Here is a 12,515-nt window from a genome sequence, read left to right on the forward strand (position 1 = left end):
CCGGTTCTGATGTTCCCGCGGACGATTTTCGCCTTCAAGGCCCCGGCCGATGCCAAGCAGATCGACCTCAAGGATCTCGTCGATATCGATGAACTACCAGCACAGTTCTTGCCGAAAGGTGCCCAATAACCATGGCCAAGAGACTGAGAATGATCCTGCTCGCCGGAGCCGTTGGATTAATCGGACTCGGAGCCTCGGAGCAGCTTACGCTTCCCGGCTTTGGCGGTCTTGTGTCGCCCGCCGAAGCCAGGATCGGGCGGCCGCTCACGCCGTTCAGCGTGGCTGGCGTAGCGCGGCGCATGGTACGGCGCTGCGCGGTTGGTATGTACTATTGCTAGGTAGAAGCGCGGGTGGGCGGAATTCTGGCGTGCGCTCGCCTCGCCCTTGCGGAAAGACTGCAATTCTGCCCGTAGCATACAGTTAGTTACGTTCCGTCGGGTCAAGTAATGGGCCAACGTTCATTGGGAATGCGCCAACCGGCGCCGTGATCTGGCGACTGCGGTGGGGCGAAGTTTTTGAACGACATCAGCCAAGGGATGGAGTGACGCATGGCCAATAGACTGAGCGTTCTTAGCGGGACGGTCCTGATTGCCGTTCTTGTCCAAACCGGGGTCGGGCAGACGCAAACCATCAGCTATGCCGACGCCGCAACATTGCTTGCCAAGGAGTGCGGCGCCGACGTCAAGAAATTCTGCAAAGGCCTCAATCTCGGCAATGGGCGAATCCAGAACTGCCTTGCGCAGCATCAGGCGAAGGTCTCACCGGCCTGCACCTCGACCATGGCCGGCGTGATCGCCTCGATCCAGCAACGGCTGGCGGCGCAGGAAAGCGTCAACAAGATATGTGCGCGTGACGCAGCCAGGGCGTGCAGAGGCGTGGTGCCGGGCAAGGCGCACATTCTTGGATGTCTCCTGAAGGCGACGCGTATCGTCGGCGCGAAATGCAGTCAGGCCATCACCGATGCTGGATGGCGGTGACCCATGTTGAGACCGGGAGAAAAGAAAATGTCTATTCGTCGATTTCGCAATACCTTGGCGCTGACCGTTCTACTGGCCGCTGCCGGCGACGCCGGGGCTCAGCAGTTGAGTGAACATCAACTCGTCAACACGTTAGGACAGGTCGCCGAAGCCGCATCAGCCGTCGACGTGGCGATGCTTGCGCAAGAATTGGCTGCCAATCCGGGCAAGGGGATTGCCAGTCTGCCCCACTGGAGCCAGTTGGCGACCCTCCCGCAGTTCTTTGTCGAGATCAACTTCGAGAACAACTCCGTCGCAATCGAACCCGGGTCTTATAGGACGCTTGGCTTGATCGCCGACGCGCTCCACCATCCGCTGCTGCTCCGCTACAAATTTCTCGTCGTTGGGCACACCAATGCCACCGGCGATGCCAAGCGCAACCTTGACCTCAGCGCACGGCGCGCTGAAGCCATTGCGGAAGCGCTGGGGACGACCTTTTCGGTGGCACCGAATCGCTTGTTCTCAATCGGAGTGGGATCAGAGATGCCGGTCGACCCCGCCAATCCGAAGGCAGCGGACAACCGTCGGGTTCAATTGCTCAATATTGGGTTGGTCAAGTAGCTGCGCTCGGGATCGGGAGGTGCTGTGCAGCTACTCTCGTTCATACTGGGCGTTGGCGTCCAGTGTAGTGACATCAGGTCCGCCGAATGCGGCTAACATCTGAGGAGATTTGCCATGACATTCAATCACGCCGCACGTCTGATGCTCTTTGTCGGAGGCCTGGGGTTGGCAACCACCGGAGCCGTCGCCCAGGATACAACCAAGAAGCCGCATGTCCCGCTGGAGAAGACCATCGGCCAGGCTACGGCGACAGGACCGATTCCGTCGCTCGCCGTCATCAATGCGCAGGGCGCCACGCTCGACGGCGGCAAGCTCGTCCTGACCGGCGTTTCGAAAAACTCAATCGTCTTTGCCGATCGGCCGGTGCGGGCCGCCGGTCATGTTGCGACCGAGCAGTTCATTATGCAGTGGGATGAGGGCAAGGACAGCTTCGCCGTCGACCCGCCGAACGCAACGGTCTCAGTTCTTGGGGGAGACGGCTCGGAGGTGGATGATGCCGTGGTTACGCTCAAAGCGCCGAAACTTGAGGGGAACACGCTGACGTTCGACGTTGTCGTTCTGGAAGGCAGTCTCAACAATGCGAGCGGGCCTGCGGCACTTTTCATTGACGCCTTCGCGTTTCGCGGACCGGGCGGTGGCGGATTCGCCCATGTGGGCGGCTACGGCGGCGCGGTCTGGCATGGTGGCGGATACGGTTATCACGGTGGCGCATACTGGCATGCTCCTGTCTATCGTGGAGCTTGGTATGGTGCTGGCGCTGTGGCGGGGGCCGCAGTTGCCGGAGCCGCTCTTGGCGCTGCCGTCGGGGCCGCCGCCCCATACGCATATCCGCCCTACTGTGGTTATTACCCTTACCCCCCGTGCTATTGAGGGCGAGCGCGGCCGTCTCGCAATCCGATGCAGCCGAACCGGTCGCGCGACACCCCCGACATGGCATCCGTCTGGTTCGTCTCGCGGGTTGCCGGATTCATCGAATTACGGAGAATGCAAGTTTCTGGTTCGACACACGTAAAGGTCCGGGTGATGGCGCCTTCTAAGTCAGGCCGACGACATGCAACCGAACCGCAGACAGGAGGTGGAGCCTGATGCAGCCGGCTCGCACTCCCGATTGTGCTGGCCGCACTGGCAACTACGGCCAAATCCCCACGAGAGTGCTTCCTTCAAACAATCGAACTCGCATTCATTAGGCTAGAAAGACAACTCGATGGACGAAGGGGCATCTCCCAGGCCGGTTTTGGAAATTGTTTTCGGCACGTTGATAATGATTGTCATTATTTTCGTCCACGGCGCGGGAATTCGGACAATCCATCAGCGCTTCAGCGAGTCTTGGGTTCAGGTGAATGAAACCACGGCATATTGGCGCCTCAACCTGTTGCTCGCCATCACGATAGGGTCTCTGGCAGCATTGCATTTCGCCGAAACGCTCCTCTGGGCCATCCCTATATTTTTGGCCGGATCAATTCCGTCAATGCGTGACAGCTACTACTACGTCCTGGAGAGCTATACGACGCTCGGCGAGGGCAGCATTAGTTTGCCTGATCGATGGCGTTTGGTCGGGCCGATCATAGCGATGTCGGGGTTGTTCACATTCGGTTGGACGGGGAGCGCCCTGGTAAGCATCATGACCGATTTTGGCAAACTCGACAAAGTGCGGGCCAAGGATTTGAGGGATCGCGGGCCTCCTGAAGGGACTGAGCCAGAACCATGACTACAGGTCAGTGGGCGCAGCGCCGCCCTCTCCGTGACCGGCAGCGTAGGAATTGGCGAGGTGCTGCCGCACCACCGCAGCCCGGAGCAAAATAGAGGATAGAATGCCCATGTGGCGTCGAACCAATATACGGCCTGCCACCACCGTTGTACTTGGTGTAGCGATCGTCTATTTGCTCATCGCCTATTTCGTCGTGCCGGAAATCTGGGTGTTTCGAGATGCCTCACGGGTATCGGACTTCGGCAGCATGCTCACGCATACCGAGCAGGATATCCCGGGCGATCCGATCAACGTCGGGCTCGTCGGAACAAAGGAAGAGGTCATTCGTGCATTCGTGGCAGCTGACTGGGACCCTGCCGACCCCATCACGCTCCGTTCTTCCATCGATATCGGTCTCAGCGTCGTGCTCCACCGACCCGATCTGGATGCTCCTGTCAGCGCCTTGCTTTTTGAGGGAAGGAAGCAAGACCTGGCTTTTGAAAAACCGGTCGGAGACAGTGCGGACCAGCGCAATCATGTCCGTTTCTGGCTGACCAAGAAATTGGGCAGCGATGGCCGTCCGCTTTGGCTGGGTTCGGCCAGTTTCGATCGCGGCGTCGGACTTAGCCATGACACCGGCCAAATCACCCACCACATAGGCCCCGATGTCGACGCCGAACGCGATCTGGTCATCAGCGACCTGACGGCAGCCGGACAGCTTTCCTCCAGTTACGAGATTCCCGGAATGGGTGCCACCAAAGACGGCCGCAACGGCGGTGGGGATCCGTATTATACGGACGGGAAGGCTCTCGTTGGTATGCTGAAAGGACGTTCGCCTATTTAGACTCGATCGGATTGAGGTCCGGCGAGTAGGGCGGAAGATAGCGTAGGCATGCGCCGGCCGCCTCGATGATCTCGCGAACGCCGGCCACCTTGTGAGCTTGCGCATTTAGGGCGGAGACGGTACGCCAACACGGATCAATCTCGAAAAATCCGGCGACAGGCCTGACTTTCGTGCGCGCTCGTCTATGTGGGCTAACGCTCTTAAGTCTGACAATGGCAAGCGGGTGTCGAGTGCACCCTGTGCATACGCATATTCGGGAAGGTAGCCGTTAACGATGAGGCGCCAGTCAAGGGGGACCACGTCACCGACCGCTCGCATCATCTTGACGATCGTGGTCGTGCAGTTCGTCGTGACGGAATTATAGAATTCTGGAGTCGTGGAAAGTGCATTTGCGTCCAACACGTATTCCAGCAAGAGCGCCCGGGCCGCTTCCGGTGACGTTTTTAGCCGATAGATTTGGACATCTTCTCCCCGAACGTTTGACCTGACGCCGACGACGTCTCGCTCGTCAGCCGCAATAATGACCAAGGGATTGCTCTTGAACAGGTCTGCCATGGGAGAAAACTTGCCGCCTCCATGGCGTCGCACCTCAATCGACCAGGCAAGATAGTCACCTCCTGCAAAGCCGAAGCTTATGATGACATGGGCGATTTTGGTCCCGGACCAATAAGACATGAAGAGGTCGACCGTCTGAAGGTTGGAGAGGTCGTAGGTCCGCGTTGTCCAGCGTTCGGTGAAATCAGTAGCGCTACGCCATTCGAAGTCGCGCACATCGGTCAGCGTCAACAGCTTCCCGTCGCGGGTGCCGGTCACCTGACGGGCGACGTCGGGCGCCCAGTCCGCGTGATCAAAAGGCCTGATAGTGCTCCACCAAACCAGAACCACAGCAAACGCCGCTGCAAACAGGACGAACGCCCTGATGCGAAACCGGCTGAACAGCGCGATGATAGTGGCGAGGCCGAACAAGGTGAAAAGGCCGCCGACCACAGCCCGTCCAAACTCAGCCACGGGCAGGCGATACCACATGGCAAGCCCGGCCCAGGCAGTCAGGATTGCGACGGCTAGCGAAAGGATAATGGCAAGCGATATCCGAGCGATGCGACGCATTCATCCCCCCTTTTCAGCCCAGACGGGACCGCGGCAACGTTCCTGCGGATGCGGTTGACTCTCCCCGTCATCGCTTCAGTGCTGCCGCTTTGGCTTCGACGAATGATTATTTCTTGCAGTCATTCCTAGTCGGAGAGGAAGCAGCGCAATCCTTACTGCTAGGGTTCGATTTCTGGCTGGTCTGGGAACCCGTCAAGGCGCTGATGTGATTGCCAAGATTTTCCCTGCTGTTTTGATCGACCGCCGCAACAGGTGCCGCAATCACCAGCCCTGCCGCGCTGCCGGCCGCTGCCGCCGCACCGGTCGTTGCGTGGATGATCGTGTCGCCGAGGCCTATCCTGTTGTCGGTCAACGTCTGGCCGCCGGCCATACGCGCCCCGATCAGTTGCACGATCTGCGGTGACTCCGCGAACTTGCCGTGATGCAAAGGATCTCCGGATTTGACTTTGGTCAGATCGATGACGGTTATGTTGTTGGTGGCGAGTTCTTCCTTGTATGGAGCTTGTTCCGGATCAATCGATCCGAGCCGGGGGATATCGCCCCAGACCCGTCGCGAAACTTTCAGCGCGCGATCGTCCTGCGAGACAAAGAGGGTGAACTGCGGGTGCTGTTTGCCCATGTCGGCAATCTGAGTGCGAAACACGTCGACATCGACGTCAGGCGCGGCCAGCATGACGTTTTTGAACTTCGCCGGAAGGCCGCCATTGCGGATGGCCATCTGGCGCAAGCCTTCCAACGCAAGCCAGTTGCCCATCGAATGGGCGAGGACCGAAACTTCCTTTACTTCAGAATCGCGTGCAAGATATTGGAACAGCAGCTCAAGCGCATTTCGCGTGTAGTTGGTGCTTTCACGATCGTAGCCATAGGCCAGCGCACTGCCTCGGGAGGGCCATGTGACCAGGATCGGAACGCTCTGCGTGCCGGTGTCCTTTGCGATCTGCGCAAAACGATAGACCGAGTCTTCAAAGCGATTGTTGAATCCGTGAATGAAGACGAGGACGCTGTGATCCGGGCTCTTCCTGACGGAGGCGCTAAGCCACCCCTTCGCTGTCTGGAGCGTCAATTCTTGGGCCTGCACGACTGCGAAATCAGTCGCCGGGTTTGATGGCAGCTTCTTGGGCCATGCGACCTCTCCAACCTTGCGGACCGATGCCGGAGGGATCGACACCGTAATCTCCGCGAACGAGGGGGCCAGTCCGCGCTCGCCCGTATACATTTGTGCCGGATTGGAGGAACGACTGCGTGTCGTTGTGACCAGCATCTCCACCTTGCTTGAGGAAGGAGAGGTATCGGCCACGGGCAGCAGCACATTCGTCGGACGGGACGCGCACCCCCACAGCAGGCCAACCAACGCCGACGCCAACAAAACGTTGCTGATACGTCTGACTGTGGACAGACCCACGAAACAGTTTCCCAAACTCTTCTCCCGTTCGAAGTCGTCCCAAAGCGACCTCGGGTCGCGAAAGCCGCCCCCGCAACCGGGAGTGAAAACGATCAGCACTGCACTGCTAGCGCGAACCTCAGACACGCGACCGTGATCTATTTAAAAATCGCCGGCGCAGATCCGATCAGAACCGAAATCTGGCGCCGATGATTGGTCCCTGCATTGCTATGTCAAACACAAATCCGTCGTCCTCGTAGTCTACGGCAAGGTAGCGATAGCCCGCTTCCAGCGTGACCGAATCACTGTACCGGTATTGAAGCGTGCCCTGCACTTGCCAATCGATTTCGGCGCCAAGGCCGAAGCCACCGACATCCGCCTCGCCATGGAGTCCGAAACCGTTACCGAGAGCAACATCGCCGGCCACACCAATCACGGGGTCGACCCAGGTCTTGCTGCCGCTGGCCTCCCTCGTGGCGAGAGGGCCAGTAACGGTCAAATCCGCATCTAGGTACCAGAGCCGTCCGCCGGCCAGAACGTCCAAGGTCGCGGTGCCATTGTCGACGACCCGATAGGAGCCGCCGAAGGTCCACACCACCGTGTTTATGTTCGCTTCGGCTGAAAAAAGAGCCAACGGGCCGGGCGACGTGCCATCGGCCTCGAGTCCCAGGTATATGAAGTCAGTGAAAAGAGCGTAGCGGCCATTGCGCGCCTCACCGGCAAGCATGACCGGCGGGGGAGACCAATCGATGTGGTCGAAAATCTCGCTGAAATCGACGTCGATATCTACCGGCGACAGGCCCCTGACGCCGACCCTGCCCTTCATGCCTGCCATCCAGAAATAGGGCTCTGCGGTGAAGGTCCAGACCGGCGCGGCTTCAGCAGGCGCGGGCGCGGCTTCAGGAAGTTGCGTCGCAGCGTCCGCAGCGATCGCCGGCACCGCAAACAGCGCTGCCACTGTTCCCGCCGAAGCCAACACGAGAGCTCGGATGATTCCCATATTGTAGTCCCCTCTAAGTCTGTCTTTTACTTCTGTCCGATGCGATCGTCTTAAGCCGGCAGTGACAACATATCTGTATTCGCGCTGGGCTGCTAATGGATTTCGGATTCCGATCGTTTTTCATGTCGACAGCGGTTCATTTGTTCGTGCCTGTCACGGACGGACAGTGCCGGGCCTACTTCGGGAACAGCAGGGTAATTCCCGTGCGCAATCCAAGCCCGTCGGGTCCGCTATCGGGGCTTACCGTGACGACAAGCAGGGCCGGGAGCATGGCTGCTATAGTTTGTGGAGATCGCTTGCCAGACGGAAATTCCAAGCCAGCCTCCGCTTAGTTCTGGCGTGGCGGCCAAGGAATGACATGCGGTTTCCGGATGGAGTCCGCGTGCAACACGGCTCCGACTTCCCCAACCAACTGATCCACCAGTTCCTGCCATTCGGCCCGTCTAGACTCGCGCAATGCCGGCGGGACCTTGTCGATCCTCGACAGTGCGAGCTCCGCTTCTGCAAGTTCCTCGCACATATCCTGAAAACTCTCACTTCGGTCCATCAGCCGATGGATCGCCAATTCAAACTGCGGGAATCGACGCACCGCCGCCGAGACCGCTCTTTGTCTATCAGCCGGTTCGTCGTCCATCCTCATGGCGCAATTCGTATCCCGAGACCACCGTAGCCTAGCGCATGGAGGCGGCTGCGGAATGTAAGTTACGTGGGCTACAGGGTAATTTCTGAACATCCATAGCGAGCTCGGTGGGCGCCAAGCCAATAAAATTGCAAATTCAAATTGCGCTTGCCGGTGAGGCCGCCTAACTGTTGATCCGTTGTCGTCCGCCGCTTCATTGCACGAACCGTCGCCGTCGTCCCAGCGTTATCCGTTCAGAATACTGGGAGTATTGCAAGAACAGGCTCGCGGATGTAAATTACGCAGCGAGGGTAACCGGCGAAAAATGAAATATAACTGGGAGTAGTCACCCCAGAACGTCAGGTGAGGGAACCAAGGTGATCCAGGCGGACACAGCCGCGGGGAGCGGGCATCAGCTCACCCCAGAGGTCGTGCCCACCTTGCCCTGATCTTCACCAGTACGGGGTTGCCTGGGTTACTGTCCGCATGACGCAGACGGCTGCTAATATTGGCTGGGGTGGGCTGGCAGAGGAGCGTTTCCGCATGGTGCGCACGATGCTGGCTCTATCCTGCTTGGCCTTGCCGTCGCACGCCCGCTCCTTGTTTCCTCTCGTGATCGCATTCTTTGCCTCACAAACCTGCAACCCGCCGGGGATCCTCAGGCTGACCGTACGAGCAATCCGCTGCTTAGGTCGACTTGCGTCGGCGGTCTCCAAAACGGCCCTTATCAGAAGTTACAACGGACGATCGACCCGAAACGTCCTGTCAGCGGCCGCCATTCTTGCGTTTCAAGCGAGCCTGACCATTGCGACTGCGAGCGCCGACCCGGCCGTCCACCGTATTTTGATCCTGCACCAGGATAGCAGCACGATGACATCCGCCATCGAGATCGCCGACGGACTGGCAAAGGGCCTCGGAAAGCTGGCGACGACGAAGCTGGAGATCTATACGGAATTCCTGGATAGCGGCCGTTTTTCTACACCGGACCATCTGCGACGTTTGCCTGATGGTTTGCACGCAAAATTCGAAAGCATTCCTCTTCACGTGGTTGTCGCGGTCGGCCCTGAAGCTTTGCGCTTCATATTGGATCATCGTAGCCCCATTGCCCCGACCGCCGCCATCATCTTTGGAGACCTGAGCGAGAGGTCGCTGAAGCGACTTTCTCCCCGGCCGGACATGAAAGGGGTGGTCAGCGCTTACGACATCGCGAAGACGACCGATCTCGCAATCGGCCCGCAGCCCGACGCTCGACGGATCGTGGTGGTGTCTGGATCGGCTGAATTCGATCGATCCTGGCAGGACAATGCCCGGCAGATCCTAGGCGACAGATATCACGATCTGCCCGTTGAGTATCTCCGGCCTCACGCTCGAATCGATGATGGCCGAAACAGAGAAGTTGACGGCACAGACCATCCTGCTCATCCTTACGATTTTCGAGGATGCCAGCGGCACGAAGTATCGCCCCCGCGATGCCGCCGCGAAAATCGCGGCGGTTTCCGGTGCGCCGAGCTACAGTCTGCTGAGTTCGTATGTCGGCCTGGGAGTAGTGGGCGGCAACATGGGGACGTATCGGTCCATCGGCGAAGACATTGCGGCCAAGGTCATTGAACGTATTTCCGGTGACGAATCCGCTCCGCAGATTGTCTATGCGACCAACTTTCCGGTCCTCGACTGGCGTCAACTAGAACGCTGGGGTTTGGACAAGGCCAGCCTCCGGGACGACGCCAATATCCTTCACTATACGCCGACGCTTTGGGAGACGTATCGATGGCAGATCACCCTCGTCGGCTTGGCCTTGCTGGCGCAGAGCCTGGCGATCCTCGGACTGTTCTACGAGCGTCGCCGCCGGCATGCAGCTGAAATCCAGTCGCGTCATCGCCTGCTTGAGGTCGTCCATCTCAACCAGTCCGCAACGGCGGGCGCCCTGTCCGCGTCGATCGCGCATGAACTCAACCAGCCGCTCGGCGCGATACGCAGCAACGCGGAAGCGGCCGAGATACTGCTTCAGAGCGATCAGCCCGACCTCAAGCTCATCCAACAGATCATCGCCGACATAAAGGACGATGACCAGCGCGCGGGAGACATCATTCAGCGCCTGCGCAAAATGCTCAAGAAGCGGGGTGAGATCGATTGGCAGGATTTCGACCTCAACGAGGTTCTCGACAGTTCAATCAACATCCTGCACGCCGAAGCCGAACGCCAGAAAGTATCCGTCCGTTCGGTTCGGGGGGCCAGGCACCTGCCCGTGCGCGCCGACAGGGTTCACATCCAGCAGGTCATCATCAATCTCGCGATGAATGCGATGGATGCGATGGATGAGAAGGCTTCGCCAGAGCGGAGACTCGAATTCCAGACCGTCATTACCAACAACTCCACGGTCGAGCTCTCGATTTCGGATACGGGCGTCGGCATCCCCAATGAGCGGCTTGCCGCAGTCTTCGATCCCTTCTACACCACCAAGCCGGCAGGCACCGGACTGGGCCTGTCCATCGCGCGGACGATCATCGAGACGTATGGCGGCAGGATCTGGGCCGCCAACCGCCCGGAGGGCGGCACCGTCTTTCGCTTCGACCTGCCGCTGGCGCAGAGCATCCAATGACACCGGTCATCCACATTGTCGACGACGACGCGTCGTTTCGAACGGCTCTCGGCCGGCTGGTCGAGGCATCCGGGTTTCGAGTAGCTTCCTACGGTTCGGGTGAAGAGATCCTTTCGCGCCTGCCGACAGCGGAACCAGGCTGCATACTGCTCGACCTGCAGATGCCCGGCCTGAGCGGCGCGGATCTGCAGGACCGCCTTTCACAGGAGGCGCCGCTTTTGCCGACCGTCTTCCTCACCGGGCACGGCGATATCGCCACGACTGTTCGCGCCATCAAGGCGGGTGCCGAGGATTTTCTGGAGAAGCCCGTCTCGGCCAAGGACCTGCTGGAGGCCATCAATCGTGCGCTGCTGCAGAACGAGAAACGCTGCGCCGAGCATCATAGAATCGACAAGCTTCATGCACTCGCAGCCGGCCTGACGCCGCGCGAGTTTCAGGTCTTCGACATGGTCGTGCGCGGTAAGCGCAACAAGCAGGTGGCTTTCGAACTTGGCACGTCCGAAAGGACGGTGAAGGCCCACAGGCACGCGATCATGGAGAAGCTTGAAGTGAATTCGCTGGCCGAGATGGTGTCGATCGCCGAGCGACTGGGACTCCTGAACGCCCCAAAAAGAGGCGGTTCTGCCCCTTAGGCCAGTATCATACGCGCCCGGTTATGCCTACCGTCCGGATGTGGTTACCCAGATGCCAAGACGGGAAAGGGGCGCGCCTTGGAAAGCCTGCCAGGCAGGATAGCCGTCGTAGAGGACGATCCCAGCATGCGGAGGAGTGTCGAGCGCCTGCTCAACGCCCATGGATTTCCGACTGAGGGTTATGGATCGGCTGAAACCTTTCTCGGTCGCGACCCGGCAAGCTCGATCTTGTGCGTCGTGCTCGATATCCAGCTCGGTGGGATTTCCGGACTGGAGCTCAGGCGGCGCTTGCAGAGCTCCGATCCTTGGCTGCCTGTCATTTTCATTACCGCCGTCGATGACGGTGCCATCGAGGTGGAAGCCGTTCGCTTGGGCTGCGGCGCCTATCTCCAAAAACCCTTCCCTGCCGCCTTGCTGATCCGTGCGATCCAGGCGGCGCTCGCGTCGTCCTCAGGCAACTTAAACTAAAACTAGTTTCCCGGCCTTTCGGGCGATCTCATTTTGGGCTGCAATAGGTTTCTGCCTCCTTCCCAAAGATCAATTAGCGCGGCCAGTCTTCCTGGATGCCTTCCCGATCGTGAGGCGAACCAAGGGACATCCAATGGATCCGCAGGGCGGGAGTCGATCCGGCCAGGCGGCACCGCGCTACCTCGACCTGGCGCTGATCGCAGCGGGCGTTCCAGTGCCTTGCCCTTGGACAGATGCACCCGCTAGGGCTGCGGTTCCCCAAAGGCCAATAGCGGTATCTGCTCAACTCGCTAGACTTTAGTCATACCTCGATCGGGAAGCGTTCTTTTTACAGGGAGGCTCGCGTGGCCGTAATAAGAGCGACTTGCGGCACGGGAACTCGGCCGCTGCGGCTGGGCATTGGGTTTTGCGTCGGGCTGGCGCGTGCGGACTCGGCCGCCTGGGGACAAACCGTCATCGAGCCGGAAGCCGATTCCCATCTTGTGGGCCGTCGCCGACCAGCTGAAGGCCCTAGATGCATTCAGCCTCGACTACCAGGCGGATCACGGACTCATCGATTTGCAAGGCCAGAAATTCCAGTACAGTGGCTCCGGCAAGGTCA

General features: G+C 59.4%; 14 protein-coding genes and 1 pseudogene. 9 read left to right on the forward strand and 6 right to left on the reverse strand.

The genetic code is table 11. The features are described 5' to 3' along the window. Nucleotides 1–125 precede the first annotated feature (125 nt). From AC0L3L_RS03315 to AC0L3L_RS03340, 6 genes are all read left to right on the forward strand, one after another. Nucleotides 126–338 carry a hypothetical protein gene (locus AC0L3L_RS03315; protein ID WP_473636570.1) on the forward strand — a complete coding sequence of 71 codons (213 nt, stop codon included), beginning with the start codon at nucleotides 126–128 and terminating at the stop codon, nucleotides 336–338. A gap of 210 nt (nucleotides 339–548) precedes the next feature. Continuing rightward, a complete protein-coding gene (locus AC0L3L_RS03320) occupies nucleotides 549–977 on the forward strand; it encodes a hypothetical protein (RefSeq protein ID WP_473636544.1) in 429 nt (142 codons plus the stop codon). Nucleotides 978–1,004: 27 nt separating this feature from the next. Continuing rightward, on the forward strand, nucleotides 1,005–1,577 hold the full coding sequence (locus tag AC0L3L_RS03325; protein ID WP_473529615.1) for an OmpA family protein: 573 nt from the start codon (nucleotides 1,005–1,007) through the stop codon (nucleotides 1,575–1,577). Nucleotides 1,578–1,691: 114 nt separating this feature from the next. Further along, nucleotides 1,692–2,447, forward strand: coding sequence for a hypothetical protein (locus AC0L3L_RS03330; RefSeq protein ID WP_473636545.1), 756 nt, complete (start codon nucleotides 1,692–1,694; stop codon nucleotides 2,445–2,447). A gap of 334 nt (nucleotides 2,448–2,781) precedes the next feature. Continuing rightward, nucleotides 2,782–3,285 (forward strand): two pore domain potassium channel family protein, encoded by a 504-nt coding sequence (locus tag AC0L3L_RS03335; RefSeq protein WP_473489615.1) that lies wholly within the window; start codon nucleotides 2,782–2,784, stop codon nucleotides 3,283–3,285. 109 nt (nucleotides 3,286–3,394) lie between these two features. After that, the gene (locus tag AC0L3L_RS03340) at nucleotides 3,395–4,108 is read left to right on the forward strand and encodes an LssY C-terminal domain-containing protein (protein WP_473636546.1); all 714 of its coding nucleotides are present in this window, start codon (nucleotides 3,395–3,397) and stop codon (nucleotides 4,106–4,108) included. A 1-nt stretch (nucleotide 4,109) separates the two neighbouring features. Here the strand turns inward: AC0L3L_RS03340 and AC0L3L_RS03345 are convergent. From AC0L3L_RS03345 to AC0L3L_RS03370, 6 genes and pseudogenes are all read right to left on the reverse strand, one after another. Continuing rightward, nucleotides 4,110–4,214: pseudogene (locus AC0L3L_RS03345) on the reverse strand (transposase); the annotation flags it as partial. Then, nucleotides 4,214–5,215 (reverse strand): Lnb N-terminal periplasmic domain-containing protein, encoded by a 1,002-nt coding sequence (locus tag AC0L3L_RS03350; protein ID WP_473636547.1) that lies wholly within the window; start codon nucleotides 5,213–5,215, stop codon nucleotides 4,214–4,216. The pseudogene AC0L3L_RS03345 and the gene AC0L3L_RS03350, both read right to left, overlap by 1 nt. 106 nt (nucleotides 5,216–5,321) lie before the next feature. Further along, nucleotides 5,322–6,611: an alpha/beta hydrolase gene (locus tag AC0L3L_RS03355; RefSeq protein WP_473636571.1), complete on the reverse strand. Its 1,290-nt coding sequence runs from the start codon at nucleotides 6,609–6,611 to the stop codon at nucleotides 5,322–5,324. Nucleotides 6,612–6,783: 172 nt separating this feature from the next. After that, entirely contained in the window at nucleotides 6,784–7,554 is a 771-nt protein-coding gene (locus AC0L3L_RS03360; RefSeq protein WP_473636548.1) for a porin family protein, read from the reverse strand. A gap of 370 nt (nucleotides 7,555–7,924) precedes the next feature. Continuing rightward, nucleotides 7,925–8,236, reverse strand: coding sequence for a hypothetical protein (locus AC0L3L_RS03365; RefSeq protein WP_473489610.1), 312 nt, complete (start codon nucleotides 8,234–8,236; stop codon nucleotides 7,925–7,927). A 744-nt stretch (nucleotides 8,237–8,980) separates the two neighbouring features. After that, nucleotides 8,981–9,307 carry a hypothetical protein gene (locus AC0L3L_RS03370; RefSeq protein WP_473636549.1) on the reverse strand — a complete coding sequence of 109 codons (327 nt, stop codon included), beginning with the start codon at nucleotides 9,305–9,307 and terminating at the stop codon, nucleotides 8,981–8,983. Nucleotides 9,308–9,611: 304 nt separating this feature from the next. On the opposite strand from AC0L3L_RS03370, the gene AC0L3L_RS03375 reads away from it, so the two are divergent. The 3 genes from AC0L3L_RS03375 to AC0L3L_RS03385 all read left to right on the forward strand — a co-directional run bounded on the left by AC0L3L_RS03375 (nucleotide 9,612) and on the right by AC0L3L_RS03385 (nucleotide 11,914). Then, nucleotides 9,612–10,814, forward strand: coding sequence for a sensor histidine kinase (locus AC0L3L_RS03375; RefSeq protein WP_473636550.1), 1,203 nt, complete (start codon nucleotides 9,612–9,614; stop codon nucleotides 10,812–10,814). Continuing rightward, nucleotides 10,811–11,446: a response regulator transcription factor gene (locus tag AC0L3L_RS03380; protein WP_473489608.1), complete on the forward strand. Its 636-nt coding sequence runs from the start codon at nucleotides 10,811–10,813 to the stop codon at nucleotides 11,444–11,446. The genes AC0L3L_RS03375 and AC0L3L_RS03380 overlap by 4 nt, the downstream gene beginning before the upstream one ends. 78 nt (nucleotides 11,447–11,524) lie before the next feature. Beyond that, nucleotides 11,525–11,914 carry a response regulator transcription factor gene (locus AC0L3L_RS03385; RefSeq protein ID WP_473636551.1) on the forward strand — a complete coding sequence of 130 codons (390 nt, stop codon included), beginning with the start codon at nucleotides 11,525–11,527 and terminating at the stop codon, nucleotides 11,912–11,914. Nucleotides 11,915–12,515: the final 601 nt, after the last annotated feature.

The organism is Mesorhizobium sp. WSM4849, assembly GCF_055811385.1.

Excerpts from the sequence above, each read along its gene's own strand:
- AC0L3L_RS03370 (WP_473636549.1), bottom strand. The coding sequence starts at position 9,307 with ATGATCCAATATGAAGCGCAAAGCTTCAGGGCCGACCGCGACAACCAC.
- AC0L3L_RS03380 (WP_473489608.1), top strand. The coding sequence starts at position 10,811 with ATGACACCGGTCATCCACATTGTCGACGACGACGCGTCGTTTCGAACG.
- AC0L3L_RS03335 (WP_473489615.1), top strand. The coding sequence starts at position 2,782 with ATGGACGAAGGGGCATCTCCCAGGCCGGTTTTGGAAATTGTTTTCGGC.
- AC0L3L_RS03320 (WP_473636544.1), top strand. The coding sequence starts at position 549 with ATGGCCAATAGACTGAGCGTTCTTAGCGGGACGGTCCTGATTGCCGTT.
- AC0L3L_RS03325 (WP_473529615.1), top strand. The coding sequence starts at position 1,005 with ATGTCTATTCGTCGATTTCGCAATACCTTGGCGCTGACCGTTCTACTG.
- AC0L3L_RS03350 (WP_473636547.1), bottom strand. The coding sequence starts at position 5,215 with ATGCGTCGCATCGCTCGGATATCGCTTGCCATTATCCTTTCGCTAGCC.
- AC0L3L_RS03365 (WP_473489610.1), bottom strand. The coding sequence starts at position 8,236 with ATGAGGATGGACGACGAACCGGCTGATAGACAAAGAGCGGTCTCGGCG.
- AC0L3L_RS03330 (WP_473636545.1), top strand. The coding sequence starts at position 1,692 with ATGACATTCAATCACGCCGCACGTCTGATGCTCTTTGTCGGAGGCCTG.
- AC0L3L_RS03340 (WP_473636546.1), top strand. The coding sequence starts at position 3,395 with ATGTGGCGTCGAACCAATATACGGCCTGCCACCACCGTTGTACTTGGT.